At 70.6% G+C, this 17,611-nt stretch carries 14 protein-coding genes; all 14 read left to right on the top strand.

Annotation, left to right across the window (positions count from 1 at the left end; all coding sequences use genetic code 11):
* Positions 1–70 precede the first annotated feature (70 nt).
* Positions 71–991: an adenylate/guanylate cyclase domain-containing protein gene (locus Q0W90_RS08650; RefSeq protein WP_297597788.1), complete on the top strand. Its 921-nt coding sequence runs from the start codon at positions 71–73 to the stop codon at positions 989–991.
* A 9-nt stretch (positions 992–1,000) separates the two neighbouring features.
* Positions 1,001–1,819, top strand: a complete 819-nt coding sequence (locus Q0W90_RS08655) for a rhomboid-like protein (protein ID WP_297774142.1) — start codon at positions 1,001–1,003, stop codon at positions 1,817–1,819.
* Positions 1,820–1,965: 146 nt separating this feature from the next.
* Positions 1,966–3,009 carry a phenylalanine--tRNA ligase subunit alpha gene (gene pheS, locus Q0W90_RS08660; protein ID WP_297774128.1) on the top strand — a complete coding sequence of 348 codons (1,044 nt, stop codon included), beginning with the start codon at positions 1,966–1,968 and terminating at the stop codon, positions 3,007–3,009.
* Entirely contained in the window at positions 3,009–5,504 is a 2,496-nt protein-coding gene (gene pheT / locus Q0W90_RS08665; RefSeq protein WP_297774130.1) for a phenylalanine--tRNA ligase subunit beta, read from the top strand. Before pheS ends, pheT begins: the two co-directional genes overlap by 1 nt.
* 46 nt (positions 5,505–5,550) lie before the next feature.
* Positions 5,551–6,594 (top strand): N-acetyl-gamma-glutamyl-phosphate reductase, encoded by a 1,044-nt coding sequence (argC, locus tag Q0W90_RS08670; protein ID WP_297700782.1) that lies wholly within the window; start codon positions 5,551–5,553, stop codon positions 6,592–6,594.
* Complete coding sequence (gene argJ, locus Q0W90_RS08675; RefSeq protein ID WP_297597779.1) at positions 6,591–7,805, top strand: bifunctional glutamate N-acetyltransferase/amino-acid acetyltransferase ArgJ; 1,215 nt, start codon at positions 6,591–6,593, stop codon at positions 7,803–7,805. The genes argC and argJ overlap by 4 nt, the downstream gene beginning before the upstream one ends.
* Positions 7,802–8,689: an acetylglutamate kinase gene (argB, locus tag Q0W90_RS08680; RefSeq protein WP_297774133.1), complete on the top strand. Its 888-nt coding sequence runs from the start codon at positions 7,802–7,804 to the stop codon at positions 8,687–8,689. Before argJ ends, argB begins: the two co-directional genes overlap by 4 nt.
* Before the next feature lie 47 nt (positions 8,690–8,736).
* Entirely contained in the window at positions 8,737–9,894 is a 1,158-nt protein-coding gene (locus tag Q0W90_RS08685; protein ID WP_297597834.1) for an acetylornithine transaminase, read from the top strand.
* Positions 9,891–10,817, top strand: coding sequence for an ornithine carbamoyltransferase (argF, locus tag Q0W90_RS08690; RefSeq protein WP_297602286.1), 927 nt, complete (start codon positions 9,891–9,893; stop codon positions 10,815–10,817). Before Q0W90_RS08685 ends, argF begins: the two co-directional genes overlap by 4 nt.
* A gap of 51 nt (positions 10,818–10,868) precedes the next feature.
* Positions 10,869–11,363 (top strand): arginine repressor, encoded by a 495-nt coding sequence (locus Q0W90_RS08695; protein WP_297602282.1) that lies wholly within the window; start codon positions 10,869–10,871, stop codon positions 11,361–11,363.
* A 27-nt stretch (positions 11,364–11,390) separates the two neighbouring features.
* Positions 11,391–12,587 (top strand): argininosuccinate synthase, encoded by a 1,197-nt coding sequence (locus tag Q0W90_RS08700; protein ID WP_297774136.1) that lies wholly within the window; start codon positions 11,391–11,393, stop codon positions 12,585–12,587.
* A gap of 19 nt (positions 12,588–12,606) precedes the next feature.
* Positions 12,607–14,037, top strand: a complete 1,431-nt coding sequence (gene argH, locus Q0W90_RS08705) for an argininosuccinate lyase (RefSeq protein ID WP_297593959.1) — start codon at positions 12,607–12,609, stop codon at positions 14,035–14,037.
* Positions 14,038–14,148: 111 nt separating this feature from the next.
* The gene (locus Q0W90_RS08710; protein ID WP_297774138.1) at positions 14,149–15,210 is read left to right on the top strand and encodes a 3-oxoacyl-[acyl-carrier-protein] synthase III C-terminal domain-containing protein; all 1,062 of its coding nucleotides are present in this window, start codon (positions 14,149–14,151) and stop codon (positions 15,208–15,210) included.
* Positions 15,211–15,350: 140 nt separating this feature from the next.
* Positions 15,351–17,611 (top strand): type I polyketide synthase (locus Q0W90_RS08715; protein WP_297774140.1); only part of this gene is annotated, 2,261 nt, incomplete at its 3' end.

Below are 17,611 nucleotides of genomic sequence, written 5' to 3' on the forward strand. Positions count from 1 at the left end.
GCGACACACATCGCAGGACCCACCAGCACGGTCATTGCCTGCCTTCGACGAAACCAAATAACCTGGCCGGGTGGAACTCGGGCGTCGTGATCTGGACCCGGGCGAGCCCGAAGAATCCGCTGTGGCGCAATCCGCTCCGCGGCGTTCGCCGCTGTCGGTGCACAAGGCGACTCAGTGGCTGCACGGCCGCAATCACAGCCCCGGGGCGGTGGCCGTGATCCGGCGTGCACGGCGGCTGTTGCCCGGGGACCCGGAGTTCGGTGATCCGCTGTCCACCGCCGGCGACGGTGGTCCACGCGCCGCGGCGCGCGCGGCCGACCGGCTGCTGGGGGACCGCGACGCGGTATCGCGGGAGGTCAGCCTCGGGGTGCTGCAGGTGTGGCAGGCGCTGACCGAGGGGGTTTCCCGACGTCCCGCCAATCCCGAGGTGACGTTGGTCTTCACCGACCTGGTCGGCTTTTCGACGTGGTCCTTGCGGGCCGGCGACGACGCGGCCCTCACACTGCTACGCCAGGTGGCGCGGGCCCTCGAGCCGCCGCTGCTCGACGCCGGCGGGCACATCGTCAAAAGAATGGGCGACGGGCTCATGGCCGTGTTCGGCGATCCCATGGTCGCCGTGCGAGCCGTGCTGGCCGCCAAGGAAGCGGTGAATTCGGTCGAGGTTCAGGGCTACACACCGCGGATGCGCGTCGGAATCCACACCGGACGACCGCAGCGCCTGGCCGCGGATTGGCTCGGTGTGGATGTGAATGTCGCCGCACGAGTTATGGAACGGGCCACCAAAGGTGGAATCATGGTGTCGAGTTCAACGTTGGATCTCATACCGCAAAGCGAGTTGGATGCGTTGGGCGTCGAGGCCAAGCGCACCCGCAAACCGGTTTTCGGGCCGAAGCCCGCGGGCATGCCGGCAGATTTGGCGATATATCGCCTCAGGACTTTTAGGGAGTTGTCAGGCTCTGATGACACGGCGGACACCAAACTGCAGCCATAATGGATGCCAATGATAGGGGGCATCGTGTCCCGGCTTGCCCGGGTCCAATTCACCGTGGGGTATGCGGCGCTGCTGCTCGCCATCAGCTGCGCCATCCTGGTGCTCGGCCCGGACGCGCATGACGTCATCGTCGCGCGTGCCAGCACCAACCTGCACAACCTGGGCCACGGGCATCTGGGGACGCTGCTGGGCAGCGCGCTCGTCGTCGACGCCGGTCCGCTGTACTTCTGGCTGCCCTTCCTGACCTGCCTGCTCGCGCTGGCCGAGCTGCATTTGCGCACCATCCGGCTGGTGGTGGCGTTTGTCGTCGGCCACATCGGCGCGACGCTGCTGGTGGCGGCCGCCCTGGCCGGGGCGGTCGAGTTCGGCTGGCTGCCCGTGTCGATCACCCGGGCCAGCGATGTCGGGATGAGCTACGGCGCGTTGGCGGTGCTGGGCGCGATGACGGCGGTGATCCCGTCGCGCTGGCGGGCCGCCTGGGTCGGCTGGTGGGTCGCGGCGGGCATCGCGTCGGCGATCGTCGGGGGTGACTTCACCGATGCCGGCCATACCGTCGCGGTGATCCTGGGCGTGCTCGTGTCGGCGCGGTTCCGGCAGCCCATCCATTGGACGTCGGCCCGGTACCTGATGCTGGCGGCGTCCTCGGGCTTCGGTTTCCTGATGATGGCCCATCACTGGGGGACCATGGCCGCGACGCCGGTGTTCGGTCTCCTCGGCGCCTTTGTGGCCTACGGGATTGTGAAATTCGTCACCGGCCGGGGCGTCCCGGTCGCGCCGCTGGACGGCGACGACACGCTGCCCGGCCCGCAGCCGGCCGTCGCAGGCTAAGCACTTCGCGATCCGCGCGGTGCTCGCGCGGCGACGGGCCGCTCAACTGCCACGCGCCCGCCCGGCGCCACGCGCCGAATCACTATGATCAGCACTTGCCGCTGGGCAATTTGCAGCCGACCAACAGCCAAGGAGAGTGTCGCCGCGTGGGTGATCAACCCGTCGACCTGTCGCCGGAAGCCCTGGCCCGAGCGGTCAGCGCCGCCCGGGAGGCCTTCACGCGCGCCGGCGATCTCGACGAACTCGCGCGCGTCAAGACCGAGCACCTCGGCGACCGCTCACCGCTGGCTCTGGCGCGCCAGGCACTGGGCGGCGTCCCCAAGGACGAGCGGGCCGACGCCGGCAAGCGGGTCAACGCCGCCCGGACCGACGCCCAGCAGGGCTACGACGACCGGCTCGTGGTCCTGCGCGCAGAACGCGACGCCGCGGTGCTGGTCGCCGAAGGCATCGACGTCACGCTGCCGTCGACCCGGCAGCCGACCGGCGCCCGGCACCCGATCACGATCCTCGCCGAACACATCGCCGACACCTTCATCGCGATGGGTTGGGAACTGGCCGACGGCCCCGAGGTCGAGTCCGAGCAGTTCAATTTCGACGCGCTCAACTTCCCGGCCGACCACCCCGCGCGCAGCGAGCAGGACACCTTCTACATCGCGCCCGACGGTTCCCGGCAGCTGCTGCGCACCCACACCTCGCCGGTGCAGGTGCGCACCCTGCTCGCCCGCGAGTTGCCCGTCTACGTCGTCTCGATCGGCCGCACGTTTCGCACCGACGAACTCGACGCCACCCACACGCCGGTCTTCCATCAGGTCGAGGGCCTGGCGGTGGACCGCGGCCTGACGATGGCGCACCTGCGTGGGACGCTGGACGCGTTCGCGCGCGCCGAGTTCGGCCCCGAGGCCCGCACCCGGATACGGCCGCACTTCTTCCCGTTCACCGAGCCCTCCGCGGAGGTCGACGTCTGGTTCGTCGGCAAGAAGGGCGGCGCCGGCTGGGTGGAATGGGGTGGCTGCGGCATGGTGCATCCAAACGTGTTGCGCGCCGCGGGAATTGACCCGGGTGTCTACTCGGGCTTCGCGTTCGGCATGGGCCTGGAACGAACGCTGCAGTTCCGCAACGGGATTCCGGACATGCGCGACATGGTCGAGGGCGATGTCCGGTTCTCGCTGCCGTTCGGGGTGGGTGCCTGATGCGCGTTCCCTACAGCTGGCTACGCGAGGTGGTGTCGGCCGGCGCGCCGGACTGGGATGTACCCCCCGCCGAGCTCGAGCACACGCTGGTGCGCATCGGCCACGAGGTCGAAGAGGTGACCCCCCTCGGCCCGGTCGACGGCCCGCTGACGGTCGGCCGGGTGACCGACATCGAAGAGCTGACCGGTTTCAAGAAGCCGATCCGCTTCTGCCGCGTCGACGTCGGTGACGGCCAAGACCGCGGGATCGTCTGTGGCGCAACTAACTTCGTTACCGGAGACCTCGTCGTCGCGGCGCTGCCCGGCACCACGCTGCCCGGCGACTTCAAGATCGCCGCACGCAAAACCTACGGCCGCAACTCCGACGGCATGATCTGTTCGGGCGCGGAACTCGGCTTGGGCGCCGACCAATCCGGGATCTTGGTGCTGCCGCCCGGCGCCGCCGACCCAGGCGCCGACGGCGCCGCCGTGCTGGGCCTGGACGACGTGATCTTCCACCTGGCGATCACGCCCGACCGTGGCTACGGCATGTCGCTGCGCGGCCTGGCCCGCGAGATCGCCTGCGCCTACGACCTGGACTTCGTCGACCCCGCCGGCGGCCAGGTGGTCAAGGCGCTGCCGGTCAACGGCGAGGCCTGGCCGCTGACCGTGCAGCCCAGCACCGGCGTGCGGCGCTTCGCGCTGCGTCCGGTCACCGGCATCGACCCCGCGGCCGTGTCGCCGTGGTGGCTGCAGCGCCGGCTGCTGTTGTCCGGCATCCGCGCGGCCTCCCCGGCGGTCGACGTGACGAACTACGTGATGCTCGAGCTGGGTCACCCCATGCACGCCCACGACCGCAAGCGGATCACCGGAAGCTTCGTCGTGCGGTTCGCCCGGCCCGGCGAGACCGTGGTGACCCTCGACGACATCGAGCGCAAACTCGAGCCGGCCGACGTCCTCATCGTCGACGACACGGCGACCACCGCGATCGGCGGCGTGATGGGTGCGGCTAGCACCGAGGTGCGCGCCGATTCGACCGACGTGCTGCTCGAGGCCGCGGTCTGGGACCCCGCCGCCGTGTCGCGCACCCAGCGCAGATTGCACCTGCCCAGCGAAGCCGCCCGCCGCTACGAGCGGGGTGTGGATCCGGCCATCTCGGTGGCCGCGCTGGACCGGTGCGCCACGCTGCTCGCCGACATCGCCGGCGGAGTGGTCTCCGACGGCCTGACCGACTGGCGCGGCGACCCGCCGCGCGACGACTGGTCGCTCCCGCCCATCGAGATCTCGGTGGACCTGCCGGATCGCGTCGCCGGGGTGGACTACGCCCCGGGCACGACCGCCAAGCGGCTCGCCCAGATCGGCGCCGACGTGGCGGAGCGGGGCGACACGTTGACGGTGACCCCACCCAGCTGGCGGCCCGACCTCGTGCAGCCCGCCGACCTCGTCGAGGAGGTGCTGCGGCTCGAGGGGCTGGAGGTCATCCCGTCGGTGTTGCCGCCGGCGCCGGCCGGCCGGGGTCTGTCCGCCGTGCAGAAGCGCCGTCGCGCCATCGGCAAGTCCCTGGCTCAGTCCGGCTACGTCGAGATCCTGCCGACGCCGTTCCTGCCCGCGGGCGTGTTCGACCTGTGGGGCCTGCCGGCCGACGACCCGCGGCGCACCACCACCGACGTGCTCAACCCGCTGGAGGCCGACCGCCCGCACCTGGCCACCACGCTGCTGCCCGCCTTGCTGGAAGCGTTGGTGCGCAACGTCTCTCGCGGCCTGGTCGACGTCTCGCTGTATGCCCTTGCGCAGGTGGTCCAGCCGACGGCGGACACCCGCGCGGTGGACCTCATTCCCGTCGACCGTCGGCCCACCGACGCCGAGATCGCCGTGCTCGACGCGTCGTTGCCGCGGCAGCCGCAGCACGTCGCGGCGGTGCTGACCGGCCTGCGCGAACACCGCGGACCCTGGGGTCCGGGTCGCCGGGCCGAGGCCGCCGACGCGTTCGAGGCGGTCCGCATCATCGCCCGCGCGAGCGGAATCGACGTGCGGTTGCGCGCGGCGCAGCAGCTGCCGTGGCATCCGGGTCGGTGCGCCGAAGTGCTCGTCGGGGACACCCCGGTGGGTTACGCGGGCCAGCTGCATCCCGCGGTGATCGAGCGCTCCGGGCTGCCCAAGGGCACCTGCGCGCTCGAGCTGAACCTGGACGCACTGCCCATCGCCGCGGCACTGCCCGCGCCCCGGGTGTCGCCGTTCCCGGCCGTCTTCCAGGACGTCAGCCTGGTGGTGGCCGCGCACGTACCGGCCCAGGCGGTGGCCGACGCCGTCCGCGAGGGCGCGGGGGAGCTTCTCGAAGACCTGCAACTGTTCGATGTGTTCACCGGCCCGCAGATCGGCGAGGACCGCAAGTCGCTGACCTTCGCGCTGCGGTTCCGCGCGCCCGATCGCACGCTCACCGAGGACGACGCCACCGCGGCCCGCGACGCGGCGGTGCGCCGGGCCGCCGAGGCGGTCGGCGCCGAGCTCCGCAGCTAAGGGAATGGATTTGCAAAGTACTGCATAACCATGCAGAATCGTCGAAATGGCCGACGTGATGAAGGTGGCGGTTGCCGGTGCCAGCGGCTACGCGGGCGGTGAACTCCTACGCCTGCTGCTCGGCCACCCCGCCTACGCGCACGGGCGCCTGACGATCGGCGCGGTGACCGCGGCCGCCAGCGCCGGCAGCACGCTGGGTGAGCACCACCCGCACCTGACACCGCTGGCCCAGCGCGTGGTCGAGCCAACCGAGGCCGCCGCGCTCGCCGGCCATGACGTGGTGTTCCTGGGCCTGCCGCACGGTCATTCGGCCGCGCTGGCCGAACAGCTCGGCCCCGACACGTTGATCATCGACTGCGGCGCCGACTTCCGGCTCACCGACGCCGCCGCATGGGAGCGGTTCTACGGCTCCCCGCACGCCGGCAGCTGGCCCTACGGGCTGCCGGAGCTGCCCGGCGCGCGCGAACGGCTGCGCGGCGCCCGCCGCATCGCGGTCCCGGGCTGCTACCCGACCGCCGCGCTACTCGCGTTGCTGCCCGCGGTGGCCGAGGACCTGATCGAGCCCGCCGTCACGGTGGTCGCCGTCAGCGGTACGTCCGGGGCCGGGCGGGCCGCCAAGACCGACCTGCTGGGCGCCGAGGTCATCGGCTCGGCCCGGGCCTACAACATCGCCGGGGCGCACCGGCACACCCCAGAGATCGCCCAGGGCCTGGGCACCGTCACCGGCCGCGACGTCACCGTGTCGTTCACCCCGGTCCTGATCCCGACGTCGCGCGGCATCCTGGCGACCTGCACCGCCCGCACCCGTGCGCCGCTGGCCCGGCTGCGGGAAGCGTACGAAAAGGCTTACCACACAGAACCTTTCATTTACCTGATGCCCGACGGGCAGCTGCCCCGCACCGGGGCGGTGATCGGCAGCAACGCGGCGCACATCGCCGTCGCGGTGGACGAGGCGGCGAGCACCTTCGTGGCCATCGCCGCGATCGACAACCTGGTCAAGGGGACGGCCGGCGCCGCCGTGCAGTCGATGAACCTGGCGCTGGGTTGGCCGGAGACCGAAGGCCTTTCGGTGATCGGGGTGGCGCCGTGACGTCCACCGCAGCCCAAGCGCGGTTGCTGCGCGAGCAGGGCGTCACCGCGCCGGCCGGGTTCCGGGCCGCCGGCATCGCCGCCGGGATCAAGGCCTCGGGCAGTCGCGACCTCGCCCTGGTCTTCAACGAGGGGCCCGACTACGCGGCGGCCGGGGTGTTCACCCGCAACAAGGTCAAGGCCGCGCCGGTGCTGTGGAGCCAGCAGGTGCTGAGCGCCGGCGCGCTGCGCGCGGTGATCCTCAACTCCGGCGGCGCCAACGCCTGCACCGGACCCGGCGGGTTCCAGGACACCCACGCCACCGCCGAGGCCGTCGCGGCCGCGCTGTCGGACTGGGGCACCGAGACCGGCGCCATCGAGGTCGCGGTGTGCTCGACCGGGTTGATCGGTGACCGGCTGCCGATGGACAAGGTGCTCGCCGGGGTGCGCGCGATCGTGCAGGACATGGCCGGCGGCCTGTCCGGCGGCGACGAGGCGGCCCAGGCGATCATGACCACCGACACCGTGCCCAAACAGGTTGCGCTGCACCATCCGGGCAACTGGACGGTCGGCGGAATGGCCAAGGGCGCGGGCATGCTCGCCCCTTCGCTGGCAACGATGCTCTGCGTGCTCACCACCGACGCGGCCGCCGACGCCGCCGCCCTGGACTCCGCGCTGCGCCACGCCAGCGCCCGCACCTTCGACCGGCTCGACATCGACGGCGCCTGCTCGACCAACGACACGGTGCTGCTGCTGGCCTCGGGGGCCAGCGGCATCGCGCCCAGCCAGGCCGATCTCGACGAGGCCGTGCTGCGGGTCTGCGACGACCTGTGCGCCCAGCTGCAGGCCGACGCAGAGGGCGTCACCAAGCGGGTGAACGTCACCGTGGAGGGGGCGGCCTCCGAGGATGATGCCCTGATCGCGGCCCGGACGATCGCCCGCGACTCCCTGGTCAAGACCGCGGTGTTCGGCTCGGACCCCAACTGGGGCCGGGTGCTCGCCGCCGTCGGCATGGCGCCGATCGCCCTGGACCCCGACCGGATCATGGTGTCATTCAACGGCTTTGCGGTGTTCGCCGACGGGGCGGGGGCGCCGGGAGCGCGCGAGGTGGATCTCTCCCAAGCCGACATCGACATCACGGTCGATCTGGGCCTCGGCGACGGCCGGGTGACCATCCGGACCACCGACCTGTCGCACGGTTACGTCGAAGAGAATTCGGCCTACAGCTCATGAGCGCCTCGACGGAAGTCTTACCCACCGCGGTCAAGGCGCAGGTGCTCTCCGAAGCCCTGCCCTGGCTCAAGCAGCTGCACGGCAAGATCGTCGTCATCAAGTACGGCGGCAATGCCATGACCGACGACACGCTGCGGCAAGCCTTCGCCGCCGACATGGCGTTTCTGCGCAATTGCGGGGTGCACCCCGTCGTCGTACACGGCGGCGGCCCGCAGATCAGCGCGATGCTGCGCCGCCTCGGCATCCAGGGTGACTTCAAGGGTGGATTCCGGGTCACCACACCGGAAGTGCTCGACGTGGCGCGGATGGTGCTGTTCGGCCAGGTCGGCCGCGAACTGGTCAACTTGATCAACGCGCATGGACCGTACGCGGTCGGTATCACCGGCGAGGACGCCCAGCTGTTCACCGCCGTGCGCCGCAGCGTCACCGTCGACGGCGTGGCTACCGACATCGGCCTGGTGGGGGACGTCGAGCGGGTCAACACCGCTGCGGTGCTGGATCTTATTGCCGCACGCCGTATTCCGGTGGTGTCGACGCTGGCGCCGGACGCCGAAGGCGTGGTGCACAACATCAACGCCGACACCGCCGCGGCGGCGCTGGCCGATGCGCTGCAGGCCGAGAAGCTGTTGATGCTCACCGATGTCGAGGGCCTGTACACGAGTTGGCCCAACCGCGATTCGTTGGTCAGCGAAATCGACACGGCCACACTGTCGCAACTGCTACCCACGCTGGAGGCGGGGATGATTCCCAAGGTCGAAGCGTGTCTGCGGGCCGTCACCGCCGGCGTTCCCAGCGCGCACGTCATCGACGGACGGGTCGAACACTGTGTGCTGGTGGAGCTTTTCACCGACGAGGGCACCGGCACCAAGGTGGTATCGGCGTGACGGTCCAGACAAACACCGAAGCGATCAAGCGGCGCTGGGAAGCCGTGATGATGAACAACTACGGCACCCCGGCGATGGCCCTGGCCAGTGGCGACGGTGCCGTGGTCACCGACGTCGACGGACAGAGCTACCTCGACCTGCTCGGCGGCATCGCGGTCAACGTCCTGGGCCATCGCCACCCCGCGATCATCGAGGCCGTCACTCACCAGATGGCGACGCTGGGTCACACGTCCAATCTGTATGCCACCGAACCCGGTATCGCGCTGGCCGAAGAACTGGTCGCCCTGCTTGGGGCGCCCGAAATTACGCCGGTGCGGGTGTTCTTCTGTAACTCCGGCACCGAGGCCAACGAGGTGGCCTTCAAGCTGTCCCGACTGACCGGACACACGAAACTGGTTGCCGCACAAGAGGCTTTCCATGGCCGAACGATGGGCTCGCTGGCGCTGACCGGTCAGCCGAGCAAGCGGGCCCCGTTCGCCCCGCTGCCCGGGGACGTCACCTACGTGCCGTACGGCGACGCCGACGCGCTGGCCGCGGCGGTCGACGACGACACCGCGGCGGTGTTCCTGGAACCGATCATGGGGGAGAGCGGCGTCGTCGTCCCGCCCGAGGGATACCTGGCCGCCGCGCGCGATATCACGGGGCGGCACGGCGCGCTGCTGGTGCTCGACGAGGTGCAGACCGGGATGGGCCGCACCGGAACGTTTTTCGCTCACCAGCACGACGGCATCACCCCCGACGTAATCACGCTGGCCAAGGGCCTGGGCGGCGGCCTGCCCATCGGGGCCTGCCTGGCCGTCGGGCGCGCCGCCGAGCTGATGACGCCCGGCCTGCACGGCAGCACCTTCGGCGGCAACCCGGTCTGCACCGCCGCGGCGTTGGCGGTGTTGCGGGTGCTGGCGTCCGAAAACCTGGTCCGCCACGCCGAGGTGCTGGGCAAGTCGCTGCGCCACGGCATCGAGGCGCTGGGCCACCCGCTGATCGACCACGTGCGCGGCCGGGGGCTGCTCTGCGGCGTGGCGCTCACCGCGCCGCGCGCCAAGGATGCCGAAGCGGCCGCCCGCCGGGCCGGGTTCCTGGTGAACGCGGCGGCACCCGACGTCATCCGGCTGGCGCCGCCGCTGATCATCACCGAAGCCCAGGTCGACGGCTTCGTCGCCGCGCTGCCGGCCATCCTCGACGAAGCGGCAGGAGCCGCAGCATGACCCGGCATTTCCTGCGCGACGACGACCTGTCGCCCACCGAGCAGGCCGAAGTACTGCAGCTGGCCGCCGAACTGAAGAAGGACCCGTTGCGCGCCCGCCCGCTGGAGGGGCCGCGTGGGGTCGCGGTCCTCTTCGACAAGAACTCCACCCGCACCCGGTTCTCGTTCGAGGTGGGTATCGCCCAGCTCGGCGGGCACGCCGTCGTCGTCGACGCCCGCAGCACCCAGCTGGGCCGCGACGAGACCCTGGAGGACACCGCGCGGGTGCTGTCGCGCTACGTCGAGGCCATCGTCTGGCGGACGTTCGGCCAGGACCGCCTCGACGCGATGGCTTCGGCCGCGACGGTGCCGGTGGTCAACGCGCTCTCCGACGAGTTTCACCCCTGCCAGGTGCTGGCCGATCTGCAGACCATCGCCGAGCGCAAGGGCTCGCTGACCGGTTTGCGGATGACCTATTTCGGTGACGGCGCCAACAACATGGCCCACTCGCTGATGCTCGGTGGCGTCACGGCCGGCCTGCACGTCACCATCGCCGCTCCCGACGGCTTCGCCCCCGCCCCGGCGTTCGTCGCCGCCGCGCGGCAGCGCGCCGAAAACACCGGCGCCACGGTCAGCGTCACCACCGACGCCGAGGCGGCCGCGCGCGGCGCCGACGTGCTGGTCACCGACACCTGGACGTCGATGGGGCAGGAGGACGACGGCCTGGACCGGGTCAAGCCGTTCCGGCCTTATCAGGTCAACGCCGACCTGCTGTCCGTGGCCGATCCGGAAGCCATTGTGCTGCACTGCCTTCCGGCCCACCGGGACGACGAGATCACCGACGAGGTGATGGACGGGCCGGCCAGTGCGGTCTGGGACGAGGCCGAAAACCGTTTGCACGCCCAAAAGGCGCTGCTGGTGTGGCTGCTGGAGCGATCGCGATGACCCGCGCGCCGGCGACGATGCAGAGCGCAGCGATGGGGAGGAGCGGCGCCGATGACTCGTAGCAAGACCACCCCCGAGACCACCCGGGCCGGCCGGCAGGCCCGCATCGTGGCGATCCTGTCGTCGGCCGAGGTGCGCAGCCAAAGCGAACTGGCGGCGCGCCTCGCCGACGAGGGCATCGAGGTCACCCAGGCCACCCTGTCACGGGACCTCGAAGAGCTGGGCGCGGTGAAGCTGCGCGGCGCCGACGGCGGCGTCGGCGTCTACATGGTTCCCGAGGACGGCAACCCGGTGCGCGGTGTGTCCGGCGGGACCGCGCGGCTGTCTCGGCTGCTGGGCGAGCTGCTCGTTTCGGCCGACGCCAGCGCGAACCTGGCGGTGCTGCGCACCCCGCCCGGCGCCGCCGACTATTTGGCCAGCGCGATCGATCGCGCGGCGCTACCGTACGTCGTCGGCACCATCGCCGGCGATGACACCGTCTTCGTGGCCGCTCGAGAGCCGATGACCGGCGCCGAACTGGCCAGCACTTTGGAAAAACTCACGTAAGCGTTTCAACCTGAAGGAGATTGGTTCATGTCAGAACGCGTCATCCTGGCGTATTCCGGCGGTCTGGACACCTCGGTGGCCATCAGCTGGATCGGCAAGGAGACCGGCCGTGAGGTCGTAGCGGTGGCCATCGACCTCGGGCAGGGCGGCGAAGACATGGAGGTCATCCGCCAGCGGGCCCTGGACTGCGGGGCGGTGGAGGCCGTGGTCGTCGACGCCCGCGACGAATTCGCCGAGGGCTATTGCCTTCCCACCATCCTGTCTAACGCCCTCTACATGGATCGCTACCCGCTGGTGTCGGCGATCAGCCGGCCGCTGATCGTCAAGCACCTGGTGGCGGCGGCCCGCGAGCACGGCGGCAGCATCGTCGCGCACGGCTGCACCGGCAAGGGCAACGACCAGGTCCGGTTCGAGGTCGGATTCGGTTCGCTGGCACCCGATCTCGAGGTGCTGGCGCCGGTGCGCGACTACGCCTGGACGCGGGAGAAGGCGATCGCGTTCGCCGAAGAAAACGCCATCCCGATCAACGTGACCAAACGCTCGCCCTTCTCGATCGACCAGAACGTGTGGGGACGCGCGGTGGAAACCGGCTTCCTGGAACACCTTTGGAACGCCCCGACCAAGGACGTCTACGCCTACACCGAAGACCCCACGCTGAACTGGAGCACTCCCGACGAGGTGATCGTCGGATTCGAGCGTGGCGTCCCGGTGACGATCGACGGCAAATCAGTGTCGATGCTGCAGGCCATCGAGGAACTCAACACCCGCGCGGGTGCCCAGGGCGTCGGCCGGCTCGACGTCGTCGAGGACCGGCTGGTGGGCATCAAGAGCCGCGAGATCTACGAGGCGCCCGGCGCCATGGTGCTCATCACCGCGCACACCGAGCTCGAGCACGTCACGCTCGAGCGCGAGCTGGGCCGCTTCAAGCGGCACACCGACCAGCGGTGGGCCGAGCTGGTGTACGACGGGCTGTGGTACTCGCCACTGAAGGCCGCGCTGGAGACCTTCGTCGCCAAGACCCAGGAGCATGTGTCGGGGGAGGTCCGAATGGTGTTGCACGGCGGCCACATTGCGGTCAACGGGCGGCGCAGCGCCGAATCGCTGTACGACTTCAACCTGGCCACCTACGACGAGGGCGACAGCTTCGACCAGTCGGCCGCCAAGGGTTTCGTGTACGTGCACGGGCTGTCGTCGAAGATCGCGTCCCGGCGGGATCAGCAGTGACGGTCGCGGAGGGTCGCACGTGAGCACTCGCGAGGGGTCGCTGTGGGGCGGGCGGTTCGCGGACGGCCCGTCGGACGCGCTGGCCGCACTGAGCAAGTCCACCCACTTCGACTGGGTGCTGGCCCCCTACGACATCGTCGCCTCGCGGGCCCACACCGTGATCCTGTTCCGGGCCGGCCTGCTGACCGAAGAGCAGCGCGACGGGCTGCTGGCCGGGCTGGACCAGCTCGCCGAGGACGTCGCCGACGGCAGCTTTTCGCCCCTGGTCACCGATGAGGACGTGCACGCGGCGCTGGAACGCGGGCTGATCGACCGGGTCGGGCCGGACCTGGGCGGGCGGCTGCGGGCCGGCCGCTCCCGTAACGACCAGGTGGCCACCCTGTTCCGGATGTGGCTGCGTGACGCGGTGCGCCGCGTCGCCGCCGGGGCGCTCGACGTCGTCGAAGCGCTGGCCGCCCAGGCCGCCGCCCACCCGCACGCCATCATGCCCGGCAAAACCCACCTGCAGTCCGCCCAGCCGGTGCTGCTGGCCCACCACCTGCTCGCGCACGCCCACCCGCTGCTGCGCGACGTCGACCGCATCGCCGACTTCGACAAGCGCGCCGCGATCTCGCCCTACGGCTCCGGGGCGCTGGCCGGATCGTCGCTGGGACTGGACCCGGACGCGATCGCCGCGGAGCTGGGCTTCGCGGCCGCCGCCGACAACTCCATCGACGCGACCGCATCGCGGGATTTCGCGGCGGAGGCGGCGTTCGTCTTGGCCATGATCGGCGTCGACCTGTCCCGGCTGGCCGAGGACATCATCCTGTGGAGCTCGACGGAATTCGGCTACGTCACCCTGCACGATTCATGGTCCACCGGCAGCTCGATCATGCCGCAGAAAAAGAACCCGGACATCGCCGAGCTGGCGCGGGGCAAGTCCGGGCGGCTGATCGGAAACGTGGCCGGCCTGCTGGCCACACTGAAGGCCCAGCCGCTCGCCTACAACCGTGACCTGCAGGAAGACAAGGAACCGGTGTTCGATTCGGTGACCCAGCTGGAGCTGCTGCTGCCGGCGATGGCGGGCCTGGTGGGCAGCCTGACGTTCGACGTCGACCGGATGGCCGCCCTGGCCCCGGCGGGGTACACGTTGGCCACCGACATCGCCGAATGGCTGGTGCGCCAGGGGGTGCCGTTCCGATCCGCGCATGAGGCCGCCGGGGGCGCCGTGCGCGCCGCCGAGCAGCGCGGTGTCGGACTCGACGAACTGACCGACGACGAGCTGGCCGCCATCAGCGGTGACCTGATGCCGCAGGTTCGTGAGGTTTTGACGATCGAGGGCTCGGTGGCCTCGCGGGACGCGCGGGGCGGCACCGCGCCCGTCCGGGTCGCCGAGCAGATCGAGAACGTCCTGGCCAGCGCCGCGCGGCTCAAAGACCGGCTCGACGACCGGGCGAGCGGGGGCCGTTGAGATGAGATCGGTTTGGCTGCCCTGCGCTGACATGGCGACTAGACTGCGAGCTCAGAGCGATCCGGATGAACTTTGCGGGCCGGATCCCCGTGATCAAGGGGTGGGAAAGCAATGAGCGTCGTCGCCGGCGTCTTCGGTGCGTTGCCGCCGCACCGGTATTCGCAGCGCGAGCTCACCGATTTCTTCGTTAGCATTCCCGAGTTCCAGGACTACGAGGACATCGTCCGGCAGCTGCACACCAGCGCCAAAGTCGACAGCCGTCACCTGGTGCTGCCCCTCGAGCAATACCCCGCGCTGACCGACTTCGGCATGGCGAACCGGATCTTCACCGAGCACGCCGTGAACCTCGGCGCTGAAGCGCTGTCCGGCGCGCTCGACGAGGCGGGACTGCGGCCCCAGGACGTCGACGTGCTGATCACGACGACCGTCACCGGCCTGGCGGTGCCGTCGGTGGACGCCCGGATCGTCGCGCGGCTCGGCCTGCGCGATGACGTGCGACGGGTGCCGCTGTTCGGCCTCGGGTGCGTGGCCGGGGCGGCGGGCGTGGCCCGCGCGAACGACTATCTGCGCGGCGCGCCCGACGCCGTCGCCGCCCTCGTCTCGGTCGAGCTGTGCTCGCTGACCTATCCCGGATACACGCCGTCGCTGGCCGGCATGGTCGGCAGCGCCCTGTTCGCCGACGGCGCGGCGGCGGTGGTGGCCGTGGGCGACCGGCGCGCCGAACAGCTTGCAGCCGGCGGCCCCAGCGTCCTCGATTCGCGCAGCCATCTCTACCCCGACTCGCTGCGCACCATGGGCTACGACGTCGGCGCAGGAGGCTTCGAGCTGGTGCTGTCGAAGGACGTCGCGGCCGTCGTGGAGCAATACATCGAGGACGACGTCACCCAGTTCTTGGGGGCGCACGGCTTGACCGCGACCGATATCGGCGCCTTCGTCAGCCACCCCGGTGGCCCCAAGGTCATCGAGGCGATCAACGCGGCGCTCAGCCTGCCGCCGGAGGCCCTGGAACTCACCTGGCGTTCCCTCGGCGAGATCGGCAACCTCTCGTCGGCGTCGGTGTTGCATGTGCTGCGCGACACGATGGCCAAGCCGCCGCCGAGCGGAAGCCCCGGCCTGATGCTCGCGATGGGGCCGGGATTCTGTTCCGAACTGGTGTTGTTGCGTTGGCACTGATGGTCGCCCGTGTACTTCCGTTCGCACCCTAAGGCGTCCTTTTTGGGCGGTGGGGAGTTGTTGGCGGTGGGGCCCGGTCGGCGGGGCGGCGGACCCATCGCCGGAAGTAGCGCTGCGAATGACACGAAAGGCCGCGTTCGATGAACGGCAACACCGAAGAGCTCGTCCGGGCCCTTCGTCAATCGCTGAAGGAGAACGAGCGGCTCAAGCGCGAGAACCGCCAGTACCTCGCCGCCACCACCGAACCCGTGGCGGTGGTGGGCATGGGTTGCCGCTATCCCGGTGGCGTGGACTCACCAGAGGCCTTGTGGGAGATGGTGGTTGACGGCCGCGACGTGGTCTCGGACTTTCCGGGGGACCGGGGCTGGGGCTTGGCCGGGCTGTTCGATGCGGATCCCGACGCGGTCGGAAAGTCGTATGCGCGGTGCGGTGGGTTCCTCTCGGACGTCGGCGATTTCGATGCCGCCTTCTTCGGGATCGCCCCCAGCGAGGCGCTGGCGATGGACCCGCAGCAACGACTGCTGCTCGAGGTGTCGTGGGAGGCGTTGGAGCGGGCCGGAATTGATCCCGTGGCCCTGCGGGGCTCGTCGACCGGCGTGTTCGCCGGGATATTCCACGGTTCCTACGGCGGCCAGGGCCGGGTGCCCGGACATTTGGAGCGATACGGCCTGCGCGGCTCCACGCTGAGCGTGGCGTCGGGGCGGGTGGCCTATTCGCTGGGCCTGGAAGGCCCGGCCGTCTCGGTCGACACGGCATGTTCGTCGTCGCTGGTGGCCCTCCATCTGGCGGCGCAGTCGCTGCGTTCGGGCGAGTGCGATCTGGCGCTGGCCGGCGGCGTCACGGTGATGGCCACACCGGCGATGTTCATCGAATTCAGCCGGCAGCGGGCGCTGGCCGCCGACGGCCGGTGCAAGGCCTACGCGGGCGCCGCCGACGGCACCGGGTTCTCCGAGGGCGTCGGCGTGCTGGTGCTGGAACGGCTGGCCGATGCGCGCCGACTGGGGCATCCGGTGCTCGCCGTCGTGCGGGGCTCCGCGGTGAACCAGGACGGCGCGTCCAACGGGCTGGCGACGCCCAACGGGCCGTCACAGCAGCGGGTCATCCGGGCGGCGCTGGCCAATGCGCGGCTGGGCACCGCGGACGTGGACCTGGTGGAGGGCCACGGGACCGGCACCACCCTGGGGGATCCGATTGAGGCCCAAGCGCTTTTGGCGACCTACGGGCAGGACCGGCCGGCGGACCGGCCGCTGTGGTTGGGGTCGATCAAATCCAACATGGGCCATACCTCGGCCGCCGCCGGCGCCGGCGGGGTGATCAAGATGGTGCAGGCGATTCGCCACGGGGTGATGCCCAAGACGTTGCACGTGGATGAGCCGACGCCGCACGTGGATTGGTCGGCCGGGTCGGTGTCGCTGCTGACGGATCCGCGGCCCTGGCCCGCGGTGGACCGGCCGCGGCGCGCGGGCGTCTCGTCGTTCGGCATCAGCGGCACCAATGCGCACGTCATCGTGGAGCAGTACGTACCGGAGCCCGAAAGCGCCGGGCGCTCAGGCGATGACGTGGTGGTGCCGTGGGTGATCTCGGCCCGGTCGGCCGAGGCGCTGGCGAACCAGGCGTCGCGGCTGCTGGCGCACGTGAAGGCCGGTCCCGGGGCGCGGGTGGTGGACGTGGGCTGGTCGCTGATCTCGACGCGGTCGCGCTTCGAGCACCGGGCGGTGATCGTGGGGAGCAACGGCGTGCAGTTGCTGCGCGGGCTGTCGGAGTTGGCGGCCGGCGAGCAGGGCACCGGCGTCGCGGTGGGCCGGGCGCAGTCGCCGGGCAAGACGGTGTTCGTGTTCCCCGGCCAGGGATCGCAATGGGCCGGCATGTGTGCCCAATTATTGGACAACTCGGCGGTATTCGCCGAACAAATGCATCGATGCGCGCACGCGCTCGCCGAGCACGTCGAGTGGTCGCTGATCGACGTCATCCGCGGCGCGCCCGGCGCGCCGGGCCTGGATCGGGTGGACGTGGTGCAGCCGGCGCTGTGGGCGGTCATGGTGTCGCTGGCCGAGTTGTGGCGCACGGTGGGTGTGGTACCCGATGCGGTGATCGGTCATTCGCAGGGCGAAATCGCGGCGGCCTATGTGGCGGGGGCGCTGTCGTTGGAAGACGCCGCCCGGGTGGTGGCGTTGCGCAGCCGGCTGCTGGTGGGGTTGTCGGGCCGCGGTGGCATGGTCTCGCTGGCCTGCGGCCTGCCGCGCGCCGAACAGCTGATCGCGGCGTGGGGCGAGCGATTGAATATCGCCACGGTCAACGGTGCTTCGGCGGTGGTGGTGTCCGGCGAGGTGGACGCGCTGACCGAACTGATGCAACGCTGCGCGGCCGACAACGTTCGCGCCCGTCGCATCGACGTCGACTA

Origin of the sequence: Mycobacterium sp. (assembly GCF_025933915.1) — a bacterium.
Lineage (GTDB): Bacteria > Actinomycetota > Actinomycetes > Mycobacteriales > Mycobacteriaceae > Mycobacterium.